The 19,512-nt window shown below is 33.9% G+C and carries 23 protein-coding genes and 1 tRNA gene; 11 read left to right on the top strand and 13 right to left on the bottom strand.

Annotation, left to right across the window (positions count from 1 at the left end; all coding sequences use genetic code 11):
- Positions 1 to 31: 31 nt before the first annotated feature.
- On the bottom strand, positions 32 to 631 hold the full coding sequence (locus EW15_RS08015) for a hypothetical protein (RefSeq protein WP_038653957.1): 600 nt from the start codon (positions 629 to 631) through the stop codon (positions 32 to 34).
- Between the two features lie 318 nt (positions 632 to 949).
- On the opposite strand from EW15_RS08015, the gene EW15_RS08010 reads away from it, so the two are divergent.
- From EW15_RS08010 to pyrF, 3 genes are read left to right on the top strand one after another with little or no spacing between them, the layout of a single operon-like run.
- On the top strand, positions 950 to 1,267 hold the full coding sequence (locus tag EW15_RS08010) for a DUF1825 family protein (RefSeq protein WP_038653955.1): 318 nt from the start codon (positions 950 to 952) through the stop codon (positions 1,265 to 1,267).
- A gap of 26 nt (positions 1,268 to 1,293) precedes the next feature.
- The gene (gene tyrS / locus EW15_RS08005; protein ID WP_038653953.1) at positions 1,294 to 2,541 is read left to right on the top strand and encodes a tyrosine--tRNA ligase; all 1,248 of its coding nucleotides are present in this window, start codon (positions 1,294 to 1,296) and stop codon (positions 2,539 to 2,541) included.
- Positions 2,542 to 2,550: 9 nt separating this feature from the next.
- Positions 2,551 to 3,276: an orotidine-5'-phosphate decarboxylase gene (gene pyrF / locus EW15_RS08000; RefSeq protein WP_038653951.1), complete on the top strand. Its 726-nt coding sequence runs from the start codon at positions 2,551 to 2,553 to the stop codon at positions 3,274 to 3,276.
- 4 nt (positions 3,277 to 3,280) lie between these two features.
- Here the strand turns inward: pyrF and plsY are convergent, their stop codons facing one another.
- The 5 genes from plsY to EW15_RS07975 are packed head-to-tail and all read right to left on the bottom strand — an operon-like array spanning position 3,281 to position 7,478.
- Entirely contained in the window at positions 3,281 to 3,877 is a 597-nt protein-coding gene (gene plsY, locus EW15_RS07995) for a glycerol-3-phosphate 1-O-acyltransferase PlsY (protein ID WP_038653949.1), read from the bottom strand.
- 20 nt (positions 3,878 to 3,897) lie between these two features.
- On the bottom strand, positions 3,898 to 4,926 hold the full coding sequence (locus tag EW15_RS07990; protein ID WP_038653947.1) for a DUF3086 domain-containing protein: 1,029 nt from the start codon (positions 4,924 to 4,926) through the stop codon (positions 3,898 to 3,900).
- Between the two features lie 31 nt (positions 4,927 to 4,957).
- Positions 4,958 to 5,371, bottom strand: a complete 414-nt coding sequence (locus EW15_RS07985) for a DUF3119 family protein (protein WP_038653945.1) — start codon at positions 5,369 to 5,371, stop codon at positions 4,958 to 4,960.
- A 5-nt stretch (positions 5,372 to 5,376) separates the two neighbouring features.
- The gene (locus tag EW15_RS07980) at positions 5,377 to 6,126 is read right to left on the bottom strand and encodes an ABC transporter permease (RefSeq protein WP_038653943.1); all 750 of its coding nucleotides are present in this window, start codon (positions 6,124 to 6,126) and stop codon (positions 5,377 to 5,379) included.
- The gene (locus EW15_RS07975) at positions 6,123 to 7,478 is read right to left on the bottom strand and encodes an MFS transporter (protein ID WP_038655433.1); all 1,356 of its coding nucleotides are present in this window, start codon (positions 7,476 to 7,478) and stop codon (positions 6,123 to 6,125) included. The genes EW15_RS07980 and EW15_RS07975 overlap by 4 nt, the downstream gene beginning before the upstream one ends.
- 137 nt (positions 7,479 to 7,615) lie before the next feature.
- Between EW15_RS07975 and EW15_RS07970 the strand changes: the two genes are divergently transcribed.
- A tRNA-Gly gene (locus EW15_RS07970) sits at positions 7,616 to 7,686 on the top strand.
- A gap of 12 nt (positions 7,687 to 7,698) precedes the next feature.
- Here EW15_RS07970 and EW15_RS07965 read toward each other — a convergent pair.
- Positions 7,699 to 9,759, bottom strand: a complete 2,061-nt coding sequence (locus EW15_RS07965; RefSeq protein WP_038653940.1) for a glycogen-debranching protein — start codon at positions 9,757 to 9,759, stop codon at positions 7,699 to 7,701.
- A gap of 733 nt (positions 9,760 to 10,492) precedes the next feature.
- Here EW15_RS07965 and EW15_RS07960 point away from each other — a divergent pair.
- From EW15_RS07960 to EW15_RS07940, 5 genes are all read left to right on the top strand, one after another.
- Entirely contained in the window at positions 10,493 to 10,768 is a 276-nt protein-coding gene (locus tag EW15_RS07960; RefSeq protein ID WP_011295240.1) for an HU family DNA-binding protein, read from the top strand.
- 134 nt (positions 10,769 to 10,902) lie between these two features.
- Positions 10,903 to 11,280 carry a hypothetical protein gene (locus EW15_RS07955; RefSeq protein WP_038653937.1) on the top strand — a complete coding sequence of 126 codons (378 nt, stop codon included), beginning with the start codon at positions 10,903 to 10,905 and terminating at the stop codon, positions 11,278 to 11,280.
- 147 nt (positions 11,281 to 11,427) lie between these two features.
- Entirely contained in the window at positions 11,428 to 11,700 is a 273-nt protein-coding gene (locus EW15_RS07950; RefSeq protein ID WP_038653935.1) for a hypothetical protein, read from the top strand.
- A 173-nt stretch (positions 11,701 to 11,873) separates the two neighbouring features.
- Entirely contained in the window at positions 11,874 to 12,062 is a 189-nt protein-coding gene (locus tag EW15_RS07945; RefSeq protein WP_038653933.1) for a hypothetical protein, read from the top strand.
- A gap of 57 nt (positions 12,063 to 12,119) precedes the next feature.
- Positions 12,120 to 12,359: a hypothetical protein gene (locus tag EW15_RS07940; protein WP_038653931.1), complete on the top strand. Its 240-nt coding sequence runs from the start codon at positions 12,120 to 12,122 to the stop codon at positions 12,357 to 12,359.
- On the opposite strand, the gene EW15_RS07935 is transcribed toward EW15_RS07940, so the two are convergent.
- Both EW15_RS07935 and EW15_RS07930 read right to left on the bottom strand, forming a co-directional pair.
- Positions 12,356 to 12,568 carry a hypothetical protein gene (locus tag EW15_RS07935; RefSeq protein ID WP_038653929.1) on the bottom strand — a complete coding sequence of 71 codons (213 nt, stop codon included), beginning with the start codon at positions 12,566 to 12,568 and terminating at the stop codon, positions 12,356 to 12,358. The genes EW15_RS07940 and EW15_RS07935 overlap by 4 nt on opposite strands.
- A gap of 55 nt (positions 12,569 to 12,623) precedes the next feature.
- A complete protein-coding gene (locus EW15_RS07930; protein ID WP_038653927.1) occupies positions 12,624 to 12,917 on the bottom strand; it encodes a chlorophyll a/b-binding protein in 294 nt (97 codons plus the stop codon).
- Positions 12,918 to 13,979: 1,062 nt separating this feature from the next.
- Between EW15_RS07930 and EW15_RS07920 the strand changes: the two genes are divergently transcribed.
- Both EW15_RS07920 and EW15_RS07915 read left to right on the top strand, forming a co-directional pair.
- Positions 13,980 to 15,203, top strand: a complete 1,224-nt coding sequence (locus EW15_RS07920) for a glycosyltransferase (protein WP_038653923.1) — start codon at positions 13,980 to 13,982, stop codon at positions 15,201 to 15,203.
- A gap of 60 nt (positions 15,204 to 15,263) precedes the next feature.
- Complete coding sequence (locus EW15_RS07915; protein ID WP_038653921.1) at positions 15,264 to 16,016, top strand: sugar transferase; 753 nt, start codon at positions 15,264 to 15,266, stop codon at positions 16,014 to 16,016.
- A 2-nt stretch (positions 16,017 to 16,018) separates the two neighbouring features.
- Here the strand turns inward: EW15_RS07915 and cbiB are convergent, their stop codons facing one another.
- The 4 genes from cbiB to EW15_RS07895 form a co-directional block, all read right to left on the bottom strand.
- Positions 16,019 to 17,014, bottom strand: a complete 996-nt coding sequence (gene cbiB / locus EW15_RS07910) for an adenosylcobinamide-phosphate synthase CbiB (RefSeq protein WP_071841069.1) — start codon at positions 17,012 to 17,014, stop codon at positions 16,019 to 16,021.
- 14 nt (positions 17,015 to 17,028) lie between these two features.
- Positions 17,029 to 18,024, bottom strand: a complete 996-nt coding sequence (gene ilvC, locus EW15_RS07905) for a ketol-acid reductoisomerase (protein ID WP_038653917.1) — start codon at positions 18,022 to 18,024, stop codon at positions 17,029 to 17,031.
- 124 nt (positions 18,025 to 18,148) lie between these two features.
- A complete protein-coding gene (locus EW15_RS07900) occupies positions 18,149 to 18,757 on the bottom strand; it encodes an ATP-dependent Clp protease proteolytic subunit (protein WP_038653916.1) in 609 nt (202 codons plus the stop codon).
- Positions 18,758 to 18,816: 59 nt separating this feature from the next.
- Positions 18,817 to 19,491: an ATP-dependent Clp protease proteolytic subunit gene (locus EW15_RS07895; protein ID WP_038653914.1), complete on the bottom strand. Its 675-nt coding sequence runs from the start codon at positions 19,489 to 19,491 to the stop codon at positions 18,817 to 18,819.
- Positions 19,492 to 19,512: the final 21 nt, after the last annotated feature.

Genomic DNA, 19,512 nt, shown 5'->3' with positions numbered 1-19,512 from the left:
TACTTCTATGCTTGATAATAACAATTTTTTACTAATTGATTTGAGAAGTAAATGGCGTTGCCCATATTTCCCTTGTCTCTTTATTAAATGGTGGAAGCCAAGTTTGGATAAGCTTTTGTTCTAACTTTCTTCTCTCCTTGGTTTTAATTGGAACATCAAGCCAAAAACGAATGTTTAACTTTGTTGTCATATTTGCTTTATGTAGAGAATCTGAATAGCTTGAAAGATAATTTTTACAGTCATGTTCCCCTTTCCACCTTTTTTCGGCAGAAATTGTTTCTCCAATATATAAAATTATATTTTCACCCGAATCAATAATCTTATCCATTACAAAATAAACTGCAGGCCCCTCATGCATTGCTTTTGGCCACCTCCAAAAACTTAAAGGTAAAGGAGTAAGCTCAATTGGATTGAAAGATGCATTAAGCTCAGCTGAATTAGATTCAAATAGTGAAGATTGATTTACATCTATATGGCCGGGTTTAAAAATGGGAGATTGATGAGCAATGATTTTTTCTTGCCATTCTTTAATTATTTTTTTGTCAATAAATACATCTTGAATAGGACTTTTGTCTGAAAAATTAAAATTATTATTGTTAAATAAATTACATTGACGATTTAATTCTATCATTTTAAAAAGGTTAAAATAAAAAATGATGTTCAATTAATATTTTTATCATGACATAACTGGGGTTTTATGTTATTTGGATTGAGAACAGTTTGAGCTTAGCTTGTAAAGATCAGATAAAAAGTGTTTTTCTTCATTAGTAAGTTTTTATGTGATTTGAATAAGAATTATATTTTTTTGGTGGTGTGGCTATTTACACTTCCTAAACAAATGCTTTTAGGTGGAAATGGCCTAAAATTATTGGTAGATTTGAATGTTACAATCAATGGTAGTCGTTGAATTCAAAATCGATCAATTGTTCTATCCGCTTGGGTTAAGGATATGAGTTTTTTCGAGTCCGAAATTGTTCAGGAAGAGGCAAAAAAACTTTTCACTGATTATCAGAATCTGATGCAATTAGGCTCTGATTATGGGAAATTTGATAGAGAGGGAAAAGTATTGTTTATTAATACCATGGAAAATTTAATGGAAAGGTATAAAGTTTTTATGAAACGATTTGAACTTTCAGAAGATTTTCAGGCAAAAATGACAGTAGAGCAGTTAAAGACTCAGTTGAGTCAATTTGGGATTACTCCTGATCAAATGTTTGATCAGATGAACAAAACTTTGGTGAGAATGAAATCAGAATTGGATAAATGATTTTTAACCTTTTTAATGTTTAGAATATGTTAAATAAAATCAATGAATTACCTGATTGGATCTCTAGAGGTTTAGATGATCTTTTCCCTAATGATAATTCAGGAGATTCAGATCAAAGTTTTCTAAAAAGATTAGAACTTTCATCTCTAGATAAAAAGCCTTTACGTGTAAAACTTGGAATTGATCCAACAGGAACTGATATTCATATAGGTCATAGTATTCTTTTTAGAAAATTAAGAGCTTTCCAAGATGCTGGACACAAGGCAATACTTATAATTGGAGATTTCACAGCAAGGATTGGAGACCCAACTGGAAAAAGTAAAACTAGAATTCAGCTTTCAAAAGATGAGGTTGAATCAAATGCATTGAATTACCTTGAGCAACTAGGACTAGGTAGAGAACCTAAAGATTCATTACTTGATTTTTCAACTCCCAGTCGCTTAGAAATCAGAAGAAATAGTGAGTGGCTTGAAAATCTTAATTTGCCTAAAGTTATAGAACTTTTATCAAATTCAACAGTTGGTCAAATGCTGGCTAAGGAAGACTTTAGTAATCGATATAAATCTGGCACTCCTATATCTCTTCATGAATTTCTCTATCCGCTGCTTCAAGGATATGATTCAGTTGCAATCAATTCTGATGTGGAACTAGGTGGTACTGATCAAAAGTTTAATATTGCTATGGGACGAGATCTGCAAAGAGCTTTTGGACAGAAACCCCAATTTGGAATGCTATTACCTATTTTAGTTGGATTAGATGGGACACGAAAAATGAGTAAGAGCTTAGACAATATTGTAGGAATAAATGAAGATTCATTATCGATGTATTCAAAATTAGAAAAGGTTCCAGATGATTTGGTTCTTACATATTTAAATTTACTAACTAATGAAAACTTAAAAGAATTAAGTGCAGATCCAAGAGAGGTTCAAAAATTTATGGCTTTAAAAATAACATCTAATTTTAAAGGAATTAAGGCGGCAAAAAATGCTCAATTGAATTCTGAAAAGTTAGTTTTGGGTACTAAAGATTCTCTTGAGGAAATACCAGAAGCATCAGTTTCTCATGTAAATTTTCCAGCTAAAGCTTTTTATTTATTTAGTAAGATGGAAATGTGCTCAACTAGCAGTGAAGCAAGAAGACAAATTCTTGGAGGCGGAGTGAGAATTGATGGGGAAAAAATTATGGATCCTAATTTAGAGTTTCACACTCCAGATGATCTCATAGGAAAAATATTACAAGTAGGAAAGAAAAAATTTCTTCGTGTTTCAACTTGATAGATCGCTATGAAAAATATTGATAATCCAAGTGAAAAAATAATTATTGCTTTAGATGGTATGGATAGAAATGATGTTGTTAGGTTATTGGAAAAAATACCTGAAATTGTCTGGGTTAAAGTTGGACTCGAGTTGTTTGTTAGTGAAGGACCAGACGTATTATCGATGTTAAGAGATAAGGGTAAAAAAATATTTTTAGATCTTAAGTTTCATGATATTCCTACAACAGTTGCTAGAGCATGTTTCGCAGCATCACAAACTGGTGCTGAATTTATTTCTTTGCATACTTGCGCTGGTATGAAGGCTTTAAAGATGGCCAATGAAGCGGCACATGAAGGAGCCGCTAAAGTTAATATAATACCGCCAAAACTTTTGGGAATTACAATATTGACTAGTTGGACTCGCGAAAGTTTTTCTAATGATCTTCTGATTAATCAGTCAATAGATCAACGTGTTAAGCATCTGGCAGAGATTGCATCGAATTCTGGTTTAGGAGGATGTGTCTGTAGTCCTAAAGAGGTTCAATTTCTTCGTGCAGTTTATCCTGAGACTTTTGAGTTGATAACTCCAGGAATCAGGCCATTAGGTTCAAATGTTAACGATCAATCTAGGGTTTCTGATGCATCTGAAGCTATTAAGATGGGAGCATCAAAGTTAGTTATAGGAAGAGCAATTACCCAATCAAATGATTCTGCTTATATGTTTAAAAGTTTTTGCGATAAAATTATTATTTAATTTCTTAGGGCTGACCGATTCTTGGTTCTTTACCCTTAATTAGTCTAGCTATATTCTCTCTATGTCTCCAAATTACTAATATCATAGCTAATAGTGAAATAATTAAAAATGGTAAAGAAATATTTGAATTGCTAAAGCTTAGAAACATTATTAAAGGTAGAGCTAATGCTGCGCTAACACTTGCAAGTGATACTATCCTAAATAATGTAATCATGACGATAAAAACACCTAAAGTTGCAAGTCCAACTTGCCATGAAAGTCCAAGAAATATTCCTAATCCTGTTGCCACAGCTTTACCACCTTTCCAATTAAGCCAGACAGGCCAAATGTGACCAATTAAAGTTGATAGTCCTATAGCCACTTGCCACGAATCATTTAGTAGTAAATATTTCGCTAATAAAATAGATAGAACTCCTTTAAATACATCTAGTAGAAAGACTGTAATTGCTGCACGCTTTCCTATATGTCTTAATACATTTGTTGCTCCTGTAGACCCAGAACCTAATGAACGAATATCAATTCCTTTAGCAATTCTTCCAGCTAGATAACCACTAGGAAAAGATCCAAATAAGTATCCGAAAAATAGAATGAAAAGATTCAAAATAATTTCAATTGGAATTTTTATATTAATCCATCATCTTCATAAATTTCATTGGGACTTCCTGCAAAAGCAAGCCAAATAGGAAACTGAAGAATTGGAATTTCTACATTAATTTCAGCCGCATCAATAATTATCAAAGGCAACTCACCTCTTTCTTCAAGTCGATCTGCTCTTTCAATTAGTCCATCGGAGCGCTCGAAAAGAACTATTCCGCTATTAGGCCCGAAATCCTCACGGCTAAGTCCTAATGAATCTTGGAGACATCTTCTCCATTCTCCCAGTCGCTCTGGTTGACTCGCTAAAACTAAAGTCTGAAATTGTTCGCCGTATAACTCACCTAAAATTGCAATGATCCCTGCGGTAACTAAAGCATTCTTTGATCTACTCCCTCTGCTTGGTTGAGCGCCTCTTCCCCCCATGCTGAAGAACCAATCTTCGAGAATTTCAATATCAATTGATTCAAGACTCCTTCTAAGTTTCCAAGGTTCAGCATAGAAATCGGGTTGTTCTAGAAATTGACTAAAGCATCTTCTGATTAAAGTCTCGTCAGGTTTGAAAGTATCAGAAACAGCTGAGATAACTTCTTGCTCTTTAGAAGGCTCAATTTTTTTATTTTCATCAAGAGGCGATGGCTTAACTATTACTGGCGGAACAACAAGCTCTAGTTGCTCAGCTGAATGAGCTAGATCTTGTAATGCACCAGTTAAATATTCCTGAAAACCTTTAACTTTTCTAGCTATTGCATCAGATTGGCCTGCAAAAGAGCTTTTAAGTTCAGTTTCAATTTTTACTTTCTTTTGAGAAAGTTCCTCTAATTCTTTCTCTAACTGCTGACGTGAAAGCTGAAGATCTTTAAGCGCAATTTCAATGAAGGGCTGCGTCTGCGCGTTAGAGGTTTTTTTATTGTTTTCATGATTAATGACACTTTGTGATTTGGTTTGCTTCTCGAGTGGTTTTTGAGATGTATTTTTTATTGAAGAAGAATTGTCCACAGCAAAATTCTGTTTTGAATTTTGTTTCTCTCTAGATAGATTTTCTTCGGATTCCATATTTCAAAAACTTCAATTAAGTTTTAGATTTTCATGAGTCTACTTCTTTTTGTATTTCTAAATCCTTTACCCTTAACCTTAGCTGTTCTTTTAATGAGTTGACCTCAAAAAGTATAGGCAATAGATGCGGGCTTGCTTCTTCTCTAAAATAAAGAAAACCTGGCAATTTAGGTAATATAATTCTCCATGCTATCCAGTTTTTAAAAGGAAATCTTCTTAATTCATTCCCAAGTTGCATGACAATTAAATCGTCCTTGGTAAATTTTAATTTTAAGGTAAATGATTGCAGTAATAGGAAAAATCCAAAACTGCTGATTACAATAGTTGGCCAAGGATGAAATGGTGTTATTAACAAAAATAAGCCCGACAATATTATGAAGATGGGTAAACGATAAGAAGGCGATAAAATCACACTATCGTTATCAACAAGATTTTCAGAAGTCATAGTTTTTAGCCAAAAAGAACTTGGGTGAGTAAAACATCTACTAAAGAAACGGATATTAGTGTCATTACGACTGCGCCTGTAGTGCTTGAACCTACTTCTTTTGGTCCGCCTCTTGTGGTTAATCCCCATCCGCAAGCAATAATTGCGATTAAGAGACCAAACACCAATGCTTTAACAAGCATAAAAGGAAGATCAGATGTTATCAGCCATTCTCTAACTGAATTCCAAAAGATGCTTGGTGGAATCTGGTAGAGAATGGTGCTGCTAAATTGACCGCTAAATAAAGCGATAGAAAAAAATAGTAAGCATTGAATTGGCGCCATTACAACCATTGCACATAGCCTTGGAACAACTAGATATTCAACGGGATCTGTTTGTAACATGGTAATAGCATCTATTTGCTCAGTAACTTTCATTGTTCCTATTTGAGCAGCATAAGCAGTTGCAACTTTTCCAGTAAGAAGAGTTGCGGTAAGTAAAGGAGCTATCTCTCTTGCCATACCAATTGCCAAAAGTCCTCCAACAGCAGAACCTAAGCCTTGTTTACTTAATTCTGCTGCGACTTGAATATTGAAAACGGTTCCTGCTGCAATGCCTGTTATTAAGACGATCAAAAAGCTTCCTGGTCCTGCCTCCATTAATTGATCTATTAAATCTGATTTATTGATATTCCCTTTAGCTATTGATGCAATTGCTTGCCCTCCAATTAAAATACTGCTAAAAAATCTTCTTAGCCAACGAGGTGAGTAGTTCATTGGTTTAATCTTCTAGATTTGAAATCTAAACTTCGCCAAGGTTTCATAGTTATTAATCCAGCAATTACTAGTAAAGAAGGTATTAATCCCATGCAAAATCTAATGGTAATAATTGCGGTTAGAGGTTGATCTAAGTATTCAAGACTTGATAAGCAATTAGTGGATGATTTATATCCTGATAAAGATAAAAGAAATCCTAGAAATTGAACGCTTAAACCAATACCTATCTTCTGAGTGAAAACCATCCATGCTGTATATATTCCTGAAGGCTTTTCGGGATCTTGATCAATAGCATCAGGAAGTAAAGACCAAGGAATAAGATATGCTGTTGAAGCTCCAAATCCTACTAAAATAATTATTAATAAAAGAATCACCAGTTTTACACCTTCAATATTGCCAAAGGATAATAAAGAATTGATACTGACTCCTTTAGTTATAGGGGGCATAAACATAACTAAGAGGCAGGCTAATACCCATATTTTTCCTCCCTTGAATAGTGCTGATATTCTTCCATATTTATTAGAGTAAAAGCTCCAAAACTGTAGACCTACTAGAGTACTAATTTGAAATGGTATTGGGATCCATTTTGAAATTTCTATTGGAACAAGCATTACTTGCTCAAGATAGATTAATGAAACGGTTTGCATTAATTGCAGTCCGCACCAAAGCAGCAAGTAAAGAGCAATAATTCGTGTGAAAAGTTTATTATTTAAAACCCTTTTTAGTTGCTGATTAAAAGGTTCTGATTGAGAAGTGGGCTTTCTAGCTTTTTTTGCAAAAGGAGCTAGTCCCCAGCAAGCAATTAACGTGGTAAAAGTAGCAATAATTCCTGTTACTCTTCCCATTGAAGTATAACCTTCTACACCTTGAGATAAGAAGCCTGCAGCCACTATTAATCCAGTGGTCCCAGCTATAATAGATCCAGTAAATCTTGCAGCATTAAGTCTTGTTCTAATAGCGATATTTTCGGTTAGCTCAGTAGATAATGCTGCAAAAGGTAGATTTACGGCTGTGTAAGCTGTCATCAACAAAATTGCTGCGAATATGTAATAAGTTGTTTTCGCATCTATTCCTCCTGGAGGGACCCACCACATTGCGGCCAGGAATAAACCAAGTGGAACAGCACCTCCAATCATCCATGGAAGCCTTGGACCCCATCTTGATCTGGTGTGATCACTCATCCATCCAATTAGAGGATCATTTATCGCATCCCAAAGTTTTGAAACCATGAGAAGCGAGCCTGCAATAAATGCAGGAATTCCTGCAGCACAAGTGAAAAAAAGAAATAGATAAGTACCTAACTGTATTGCGGCTAATCCCGTTCCAGCATCTCCCATGGCATAAGAGATCATTAGTCTTGTGCGATTATTTCCTTCGTAAAGTGATGTGGAATTATTCACTCTTTTTTGGATAATGGGACTCGCAAGGTAATAATGGAGAAAGCTGAATTAACTTTTACTCCAACAGTGAGTAGTTTTTTAGTTCTAGCGCGGGCGTAGTTTAGTGGTAAAACCTCAGCCTTCCAAGCTGATGATGCGGGTTCGATTCCCGCCGCCCGCTTGATTTTGATTCTCATAGCTTAATTTTTTTTGAATACTCGCTGGAGACCATAAGAACAAGACTGTTACTTTCAATCCGCACATTTGATTGATTCGCTACAGGTTTTTTGGAGACATTTTTAGTTTTCAAAATAGAGGTATCAATGTATTTTTTCCAAGGAGAAATTGGGGTTGGCAAGTCAAAAAGCATTGATTCTTTGTAAGCATTAAAGCCAAGCCAAATTGCTGAGCCATCATTGTTTTTGTTAATGCTAAATCCAAGAGTATGTGACCAGTCACCCCAGTCAGGTTTATTAACTTTAATGCCATGCCACTGAATCCAAAAATGAGATGTTTTGACCTTGGTATTGTCTTTTTGACAATCATAAATACTATCAGGACTGAAAAATTCAGATAGTTGTTTCCTTAGAGATATCAGCTTTAATACAAATTCTCTTAAGTCATGATCCCAATTATTGTGATTCCAATCCATCCAACCAAGTGGGTTGTCTTGACACCAGGTGTTGTTATTACCTCCTTGGCTTCTACCTAATTCGTCTCCCATTAAAATCATTGGTACTCCAGGAGATAAAAGTAGTGTTGCAAGAAGATTTCTTTGTTGTTTTTGTCTTAAATTATTTATTTCTTCATTAGTAGTTGGTCCTTCAACTCCATAATTATAACTATTATTATTGTTCTCCCCATCTCTATTGTTTTCGCCATTTGCTAGATTATGCTTTTTGTTGAAACTTACTAGATCTTTTAATGTAAATCCATCATGAGAAGTTATGAAATTAATACTAAATATATTTGCTAAATTATTATCATTGTATAGGGATTTATTCCCTATTAATCTATCTTTAAGTGGCCAAATTGTACCTTTTTCCCCTTTCCAAAATCGTCTAATATCATCTCTAAAATGACCATTCCAAGTTCTGAAATGTTTTGCTGGAAAATCACCTAGTTTATAAAGCCCACCACAATCCCAAGGCTCACTGATTAATTTCACATCACTTAATTTAGGATCTGCTTCTATTTCTTCAAATAAGGGAGGTTTATCTAAAGGAATTAAATTTTCGCCTCTACTCAAAGCAATACCTAAGTCAAAACGAAATCCATCAACACCTAACTCAATTGCCCAACAACGCAATGATTCCAATATTAATTTTCTAACTAAAGGACGATTAGCGGCAATACTATTTCCACATCCACTCACATCTAGGTAATTTTCCTTTTCATCTTGATGGTAGTAAGTTTTAGGACCAAAATTTTTCCAACTTATACTTGGACCGTTTTGATTCCCTTCTGTTGTGTGATTATAAACAACATCTATTAATACTTCTAGTTCATTATCGTGGCAAACTTCTACCAACTGTTTGAATTGTTTCCTCGCTTCTAATGGATTACAATTATCTACAAAACCTTGATGTGGCGTGAACCAATTGATAGGGCTATATCCCCAATAGTTAACAAGTCCGTCAGGGGCATCATTAGAATCAAAAGCGAATACCGGAAGCAATTCAATACTTGTAATGCCAAGACTTTTAAGATAAGGTATCTTTTCAATTAAACCTAAAAATGTACCTTTTTTGTTTTCACTAGTGTTTGAATCAATACTTTTCGTAAATCCACCAACATGTAATTCATAAATGATAGTTTTATTCCATGAATGTTTAGGCCTAGGGTGAGATTTGAAATCAAAATAATCTCTTTTAGTTACTACTCCTTTCAGGCAATTAGCATAACCTCTATTCACTTTTTCTTTATGATTCCTTATGTAATTCCCCCACCCTGAAATTGCTCTGGCACATGGATCTAAAACAATATGATCCTCGGCAGCTTTTTGCCCATCAATTGATACTTTATATCCATATAACGTTCCTTCAGTTAGGCCCTCTATTTCAACGTGCCAATAATCTCCAGACCTGTTTTTGTGATCTAAGGATATTGTCTCTTTTGCATACTCGTCATCTTCATTCTGGAAGATTAATAACTCTAAATTTGTTGCATGTGGTGCTGCGATAGAGAAATTAACCCCGTCAAGAGTAACTGAGCTACCCAAAGGCCATGCTGAACCAACTTTTACTTTTCCCAATTGTGTTTGTCCTTTACAAAAATAATCAAGTAACTTTCCCTACAAGTTAGGTGGTTAGTTTGTTTTAACAAGTTATAAAAAACGAAATTCAATCTTAAAAGAAACTTGTATTAGGCATTTGATGCTTTTAAAAATGAATACTAAATAGTTTTGGCGAGAGAACTTCGTTAGTTTGATGCAATATGGTTTTTTAACGGAGTTCAAAGAGATTCTTACTCGAATTGAAAATCAAAATTTTAGAGCTTTTAGGGATTAACGCTTCAAAATGGATGTCCTAGAGCTAGAAAATAATCTGAATTTTCATTTATTATTCTCTTTTTTAGAGTAGGTATTATTTTGTAATACCAATAAATGTGCTGTTCTGCAGACCTTTGTTAATTCATGAGAATTTAATGAAATGTCTGATTTGTGGTAAGAAAAATAATTAATTTCACACTTCAGAGATCTTCTTCAGAATCAATGTGGAAATACATTATTCAAGAAGTCTTTCCCTGACAAGCTTCTGGAGGGAAATAGAAAACTTGCATCTTTCTTAAGCTATCTAGTTCGAATCTTTGAAAGATTATTTAATGAAACAAAAATGCAGATATATTTTTTAGAAAGCTTACTGTCACAAGCCCTTTGGGTTGCAGGTAAGTGATTTGGTCCATACGATTAGCAAGATTGAGTTTTTTGGAAACTAATTCCATATTGGTTTCCCTCCTCTTACTCCCTGCTACATACAATCCTTCCAATGAACAAAGCAGATTTAGTCAACCTGGTTGCTGCTCGTACAGAGCTAACTAAAACAGACGTCTCTCTGGTAGTTGATGCCGCCATAGATACAATTATTGATTCTGTAGTGGAGGGTAAGAAAGTCTCCATTCTGGGGTTTGGCTCGTTTGAGCCCCGCGATCGTTCTGCTCGTCAGGGACTAAACCCTAAAACTGGAGAAAAGATAGCAATACCTGCTAAGCGAGTCCCTGCCTTTACAGCTGGGAAATTGTTTAAGGACCGTGTTCAGGGATGAGTTTTTAAAAAGCTGTTTTGCTTACTTACCTTTTGCTTTTTTATTAGGGACTCTTTAAAAATGGGTCCCTTTTTTGTGAAAATCTAAGCTTTGTATGACTAATAAAATAAGCTTTCTTTTTATTCACTCAGGTATTGTTAGTAATACTCAAACAATTATCAACACATTTTATTGGAGATTATGTTTTGATTAGTTATACATTTAAAAAAATTAAATTCGTACTGCTTCTTTATATATATATATTTATTCCTTTAAATCCATTGATAGCAAAAGAATCGAAAGAATATCGGGAAATTGATTTTTTGGTATTGAGCTGTTATAAAGAAATTAAATCATGCAAGGAAGCATTATTTAAAATAAATGACTATCAAAAAAGTGCTGCAAAAAATAAAAAGTTTTCTTGTCAAACTAGATTACTGGGCTTAGAGGCGAATTTAATAATGGCTATGAATTCTAATTTCAAAAGAAAAGAAGCTAAAAGTATTATTGATTCTATCAAGAAATATTGCTAAATAAAATCAATAAATTCTTCACTTGATTATTGATTTCTGACTTAGTTAACAAACTAATGTGAAAAACTAGAACAAAACATGTTTTTATTTGATTTACCTAAGTAAGCTTAGAACTATAAAGATAAAGAAATTCTTCTAACTAAGAAAATGGGCTCCAAAGCTTTTAATTCCAAAAAAACTAATGATAAGGCAACTAAGACCAATAAGGTTAAGGAAAATAAGTTTAAGAAATCAACTTCTAATGATCCAGATGTATTAGTTAACCTGCCAGCTGGCATGAAATATAAAGTCCCAGGGAAGCGCCAGAGAGTTATTATTGGCTCGATAGTAATAGGTTTAAATGTCTTATTAGTTATTAGTGTACTTGTTTACTTTTACAATCCTGCATTTCAAGAGTTTGTTTATAATTTTGGACGATGATAGCGGTTTAATAAACCTAATATTTGAATAATTAGGAACAATTCAGTGAAATTTCTAAAAATAGGAAAATATTACTAATAAAAAATAAAAGTAAAGTTTGACTAAGAATTTGTTTTTGAGTTCTTCGATAGAATCTCTATATTTTAATGTTTTATTAGATAAATTTACTAGTAATGGTCCAAAAAAGAAGCCAGGAGAACAACGCGAAAAAGATCCCTCAACAGCGAAAGACAACTCTTAAATGGGGAACTAATGGAGAGCTTTCAGCACTCGATATGGTTCGGATATTGGATCGTTTAAATGATCAAGACTTAACTGAATGTGAGATATCTTCAGAAACAGTAAAAGAGAAAAAATTATAAATTCTTTTTTTTATCTACGAGAAAAGCTAATATATCATTAATGATTGATTAGCTTTTATGAAAATAAGTATTGCGTTAATTTCTTTAATTGCAATAATTCTTGGATATTTATATTTTTTTACTGGCTATAAATCCGCTTTTGAAGCTGATCAGCAATGTCATTATGAATTACGATTGCAATCTGTTGAACTAGAAGGCTTGGGTTGTGATCACGATCTAGAAACTAATCAATGGATTCTTTATCAGAAAGGAATCAATGAGAAGCCTGCTCAAGTAGTTGAACGTTATCGTTATTAACTTATGAATTTATTATTTATAGTCGGGAAAAAATATATGGCAATCATTGAAGAGAGAAAGGCTGTAATTATAAATGTTGCAAACTGCCCTAATGAACCTGGAAGATATGTATTTTGAAGGAAATAAAAATCAATAAGTGATCCAATTGTGCCCCAAATAATCACCCAAGCAGATACATATGAAACACCAACTAATGTTTTTTTATTCATAGCTTTTAAAAAGAAAGTAAATTAATGGAATAAATATAATATATAGATTTGGTTTCTAGCTGATTCCAAAAATTTTTAGCGTTGCTGGTTCGCCACCAAAAGCTAATTCAGTGAGTATGAGCATTAAAAAACCGATCATAGCGACTCTGGCATTAACGAGTTCCGCATTCTCATTAAACCCAAAAACTTGTTTTACCTCTTCACCTTTATTGTTTATCCATTTAGGGTATAAATTGAGGTTTTGAGTAGGATCAATCCGTTTTGGATCATTCTTGGTTTGGATTGTTTCTGTATCATCTAGATCTGAATTGATACTTTGATTATTGGTTTCTGAATCATTCTCGGACATTTTAGTTTAAGGCTTGTTCTATTATTTAATTATAATCTATTTTTATTTGAGTTTTGTCTTTTCGATATGTGGCCATATCTTTTAGATTTTTTGAAATCATTAACTTTAAGCATCATTTATGAAATAATCTAAATTTTTAATGAGAATCAGTAGAAATAATAATATTCTAATTATTAGAATATTATTATTTCTAAGTTATAAGTATTAGTAGTTTATATTCCTTAAAAAAAGAAAAGAGTTATTTAAATGTGAAAAAGATCTTATTTTATTCCTTATTAAGTTTTGTTTGACTATTAATAGATAGCTTGTTTTTGATTCATTTTTTTGCTAGAAAAATATTATATGGTTTTCCAAAATGAAAAGCACCACTCCGATTAGTATTATTTTAGATTCAGCTTGCTTTTTTCTTCTTTATTCTCAAGAACTAATAAAAGACCTTATGTTTGTATATAGAACCAGGCTTGTTTGATAACTATGTTGTTAAATCTCACTTGGCTCATTCCTGGGATACCATTAATTGCATCTTTTTTTATAGCTCTGCTCTTATTAAGTTTTAGCAAAACAATGAATAGGCTTACGAAGCCAGTTTCGTATTTTATTATTATCAGTTTAGCCTTTTCTGAGATATTTAATTTTATTTTATTCAAAAAAAATATAGTAGGAAACGATCTTATTTTTAGAAGTGATTTTCAATTAGTTGTTGATAGCTCAGCTTTACTTTTTTCCTTATTAATAGGTTTAATCTTCTTATTGATAATGCTTTTTTCAGTTACTAGATTAGAAAGAAGAAGTGGCTATGTTAGGTACTTTGTTTCTCTAGGCCTTTTAAGTGGATTAGCTTATTTATTCTCTTTTAGTGGCAGTTTATTTCACAACCTTTATGATCCGTTAATATCATCTATAGATAAGATAGATATTCCTTTTTAGGGAACTTATTTGATAAGCTATTGAGCTTAGGGAAAAAATAATTTAAGTATGAACAACTCAAGATTTTTTTCTATCTTGTCATAATTTCTAAGTTGTAATAAAATAAAAATAATTCTTGGATTTAAGGATTTTACTTTGAGCGTAAATTTATCTTTAGATCTTCCAAGAAATATTGCATTAGTTCATGAGTGGTTTACTCCAAGATCGACAGGAGGTGCTGAGAATGTTGTTCAGATAATTGATGATTTGTTAACTGAAATTGCATCACAGCCAGAATTGTTTTCTTTGGTTAATGAAGAGAGGTTAGAAAAAAATAGCTGGTTATTTAATCGAAAAGTAAAAACTAGTTTTATCCAAAAATTACCATTCGGGATCTCACATGTTCAGCAATATTTACCCCTTTTGCCTTTTGCAATTGAACAACTCGATTTAGAGGGATATCCATTGGTTTTAAGCAGTAATCATCTTGTCGCTAAGGGTATTTTGACATCGCCTGATCAACTTCATATTAGTTATGTCCATACACCTGTTAGATACGCTTGGGATCAAATGAATATATATTTGAAAAGATCTTTTTTAAGAAGAATTGGTTTAGGGCCGCTAATTAGATGGCAATTGCATACTCTGAGGCAATGGGATCAATTAAGTAGCTCAAGAGTAGATTACTTGCTGGCCAATTCTAATTTTACTGCAAAAAGGATTTGGAAGTATTGGAGAAGGCGTTCAGAGGTTCTTCATCCACCTGTAGATATAAATCGTTTTGAATGGAATAGGCCTAGGGAAGACTTCTATTTAAGTGTGTGTAGATTGGTTCCTAATAAAAGGGTTGATTTACTTGTTAGGGCTTTTAATAGGCTCAAACTACCTTTAATAGTTGTTGGCGACGGAGTGGAAAAGGAATATTTAAAAGAGCTTGCAGGTCCAACAGTTCAAATTATTGGTTTTCAAAGTAAAGAGAAGATTGAAAGTCTAATGAGCAGTTGTAGAGCCTTTGTTTATGGTGGTATTGAGGATTTTGGAATAGCTCCTGTGGAGGCGATGGCCTCAGGCGCTCCTGTGATTGCTTTTGGTAAGGGAGGGGTTTTAGATACGGTGAAATGTTTTCATTCTGATTCTGATAAAGGAGCAACTGGCCTTTTGTTCCCTTCTCAGACAGTAAAGTCCTTGGTTGAAGCAATCGAATTTTTCAAGGAAAAGCAACTTTGGAGAGATTTAAATCCTGAGTTAATTAGAGATTGGAGTAATTCTTTTTCTCAAGATTCTTTTAAAGATAAATTTACCAAAACCATAAATAGAGCTTGGAGGGAGCATGTCAATTCTTGTGACATTGCTACTAGTGACCTTAGTTCTTCATTATGAAAATCTAATTAAGTATGGTGTGAATTTATTCGAGTCTTGAGCTTACTACCTCAATAATTTGTGCAAACTAATCCTAGAAAATCTTTATTACGATGGTCTGAGTTCCGTAAAGGTTCTCCAACCATTCCGTATGAAGTCATCTCAAAAGAACCTTCTTCTTTGCCTGCTGTAGAAATAATAAGAAATCAAAGTCGATCTGGGCGCACATTGAAAAGGATAGGAGATATTGTTTTTTCTTTGATTGTTTTAACCTTAGGCTCACCAATATTTATCTTGATTGGAATATTAGTAAAGTTTAGTTCTCCCGGATCAGTTTTTTATATACAAAAAAGAGTAGGTAGAAACTATAGAGAATTTGGATGTATAAAGTTTCGTACTATGTATAAAGATGCTGATGATTTACTACCAAACTTATTAGAAAAATATCCGCTTATGAGAAAGGAATTTGAAAAAGATTTTAAATTACGTCAAGATCCAAGAATAACAAAATTAGGAAGATTTCTTCGACGATCTAGTTTAGATGAATTACCCCAATTCTTTAACGTTTTAAAAGGGGAAATGAGTGTTGTTGGGCCAAGACCAATAGTAAGTAATGAGATTATTAAATACAGTCTTTTTATGGAAGAGGTTATATCAGTTAGACCAGGACTTACTGGACTATGGCAGGTTAGTGGTAGAAATAATCTTAGTTACAAAAAAAGGGTTGAATTAGACTTGTTTTATGCAAGAAATAGAAATTTTATACTTGATTTAGAAATCATTATTCTTACGTTAGGCGTTTTACTCTTTCCGATGGATAGAGGTGCTTTTTGAATTTATAAATTTATAAGTTTTATTATCAAGTAAAAAGCTAGAAGCCAAAACAGCTCAAGTCTAAGACTCAGTCCAAGTATTTTTCTGACTGAATTAATACTTGCCATAGGATATGTTTCTGCAATTATTGGCTTTATTCTTTTTTTTCCTTTGTAATAGTTTACCCCCCCCATTTTTACTTCGGCACAATAAGCAAAAATTGCTTCAGAAATTCCTGAGTTTGGAGAAGTATCAACAATTCCATCTTTCCAGGAATCTTTTATTGTTTTAAAAATTGACTGCTTTGGTTTGCAGCAAAAAGGAAGCGTAATTAATACAATTCTTGAAGGTATCCATACCATTAGATCATCAAGCTTCGCACCAGTAAAGCCAAGCCACTTTAATTTACCCTCTTTGTAGCCAAGCATTGAATCAATGGTGCTAGATGCTTTAAAGATCCATGCCATCGCCAATGGGCCTGGCATGGATTTATTGAATTCCCAGAAAATAGTTCCTAAAAACATCCAAAACAATGGAGCAAATATTCCATCCACAGAATTTTCACTTGCTGTTTCAGCTAAAGCTCTAAGAATTTCATTGCTATCTAGATTCTCAACATCTCTACCAACTATAAGGCTTAATTTTTGTCTTGAATTACTTAAATTGTTTATAGTATTTTCTTTGCTTATTATATCTAAAATTTCAACAATACTTTTATTTAGACTCCTTGAAGCAAGAGAACTACTTATAATCAGACCAAAAATTAATGTACATAAAATAGGATTTTTTATTTCATAAAATAAAAATAATCTTTCTATAATCCATCCAGATATTCCACTTAATGATACAACTGTAAATGTAATTATTAAGCCTCCTATATATAACTTTGATTTATTTTCTTTCGCAATCTTCTCTGTTAATACTTTTGAAAAACTAATAACCACACCCATGAACTGGACAGGGTGTGGCAAGCTTCTTGGATCACCTATTAAGAGGTCAAGAATAACAGCAACTAAGATTAAGTGAATGATATTCAGTCTGATTTAAGCCAACTAAACATCGAGCGAAGTGTTTTGCCTACTTTTTCTATTGGGAGTTCTGAGTCTTTTTGGCGAATTCTCTTCATTTCAGGTTTTCCTGCATCACATTCTTTTACAAAGTTTTTAGCAAAAGTACCATCTTGAATATCGGCAAGAATATGTTTCATTTCTTCTTTCGTCTCTTTGGTTATTAATCTTGGACCGCTTACGTAATCTCCATATTCAGCTGTATTTGAAATTGAATCCCTCATTGCAGTTAAACCTCCTTTAACCATAAGGTCAACAATTAGCTTGACTTCGTGTAAGCATTCAAAGTAGGCCAATTCTGGTTGATATCCTGCTTCAACAAGAGTTTCAAAACCAGCTTTGACTAACTCTGAAAGGCCTCCACACAAAACAGCTTGTTCTCCAAAAAGATCTGTTTCGGTTTCTTCTTTAAAGTTCGTTTCTAAAATACCAGCGCGTGTTCCGCCTATACCTTTTGCATATGCCATCGCAAGTGCTCTTGCATTGCCTGAGGCATCTTGCTCAATAGCAAATAAAGCAGGAACCCCTTGACCATTTTGATACTCCCATCTGACAGTGTGACCTGGTCCTTTTGGGGCAATCATTACTACATCGACAAATTCAGGTGGTTTTATTAATTCAAAGCGAATATTGAAACCATGAGCAAAACTTAGTATTTTTCCAGCTTTTAAATGAGGTGCTATCTCTTTGGAGTAAACATCTTTTTGAAATTCATCAGGCAAAAGTATCATGATCCAATCTGCTCTTTCAGAAGCATCCGCCACGCTTAAAACTTCCAATCCATCTGATGTTGCTTTACTTGCTGATCGACTTCCTTCATAAAGCCCAACAACAACTTTGATGCCACTATCTTTTAAATTCAATGCATGAGCGTGGCCTTGCGATCCATAGCCAATAATTGCAACGGTTTTATTCTGAAGAAGACCTAGGTCTGCATCGGAGTCGTAAAAAAGTTTTGCCATGTGAGTGGGTATTTCAGAACTGAATTAAGGCTGAGCTTACGAAATAGAGTGCTACTGAAACCATTTTCATTGATATATTTTTTTGACTATCAAGACAATTTAATTGATAAGAACGTCGAACTTTTTAATTTGCACTTTCACTTGGATGTGTAATTACTCGATCAATTAGACCGTAATTTTTTGCCTCTTCCGCGCTCAAAAAGTAATCACGATCAGTGTCTTTCTCTATCTTTTCAAATGTTTGTCCCGTCATTTCTGCCATCGATTTATTGAGCATTTCTTTAATTCTAAGAATTTCACGTGCTTCAATCTCTATGTCACTCGCTTGTCTTTGCGCAGTACCGCCAAGTGGCTGGTGAATCATAATTCTGCTGTGGGGTAGTGCAAGCCTTTTCCCTTTTGTTCCTGCAGAAAGTAAAAAAGCACCCATCGAGGCCGCTAACCCAACACAAATAGTTACTAGATCGCTTTTTACATATTTCATTGTGTCATAGATTGCTAAGCCTGCGGTTACGGATCCTCCAGGACTATTGATATACAAATAGATCGGCTTGCTACTATCTTCAGAATCAAGATAAAGCATTTGTGCTACTAGGCTATTTGCAATTCCATCGTTTACTTCTTGACCAAGAAATAGAATTCTTTCCGCACCAAGTCTTGTGTAAATATCAACCCATCTTTCGAATTGACTTCCTGGAAGACGGTATGGAACGCTTGGAGTACCTATTGGCATGGTTAATTTGTGTTAGTAGTTGAGGGTAATGATTTTAAAAATTTGTAAAAATAATTTGTTTATGCAGGCAATACTTTTTCACCTGGCAAGTCTTTTCTACTAGTAAGAACGCGATCTATGATTCCATAATCAACTGCTTCATGAGGGTTCAAATAACTCATTCGATCTGAGTCTTTGGATAATTGATCTACTGATCTGCCAGTGTTATGACTAAGGATTTCTAGCATTGCTTTTTTATTGTGAATAACCTCATTCGCTCTGATTTGAATATCAGTTGCTTGGCCTTGCGCCCCACTTCTAGGCTGATGAAGGACAATAGATGCATGAGGTAATGCCGCGCGTTGCCCTTTCGTTCCTGCTGAGAGTATTACTGCTGCTGTTCCCATTGCTTGGCCTATGCAAATAGTATGCACGGGAGGCTTGACGTATCTGAGCGTATCGCAGATTGCAAAGGCTTCAGTTTCAAATCCGATGGCATCTCCTGTATACCAGCTCGTTCCAGTTGAGTTTATATAAAAATAAATAGGTTTTTCAGAATTATCAAATTCCAGAAAAAGAAGTTGGGCAATAATTAATTCAGTTACATCCATTCCGAGTTGCCTTTTGGCATCATCATCGGAAAATAAAGGCAAGCCTAAATAAACTATCCTTTCTTTTAGAAGCAGTGAGGGTAAATCAGGAGGCGGAGTTCTCATTACGGCAGAGTCGCCATAATATGGGGAAGATGCTGTCATATGGAGTTAAGTCTTCTTGGT

It is taken from the genome of Prochlorococcus sp. MIT 0801, from assembly GCF_000757865.1.
In the GTDB taxonomy this organism is placed as follows: Bacteria; Cyanobacteriota; Cyanobacteriia; order PCC-6307; family Cyanobiaceae; genus Prochlorococcus_B.
The sequence above is the reverse complement of the archived record's forward strand: the minus strand, read 5'-3'. Positions and strand labels throughout refer to the sequence as shown.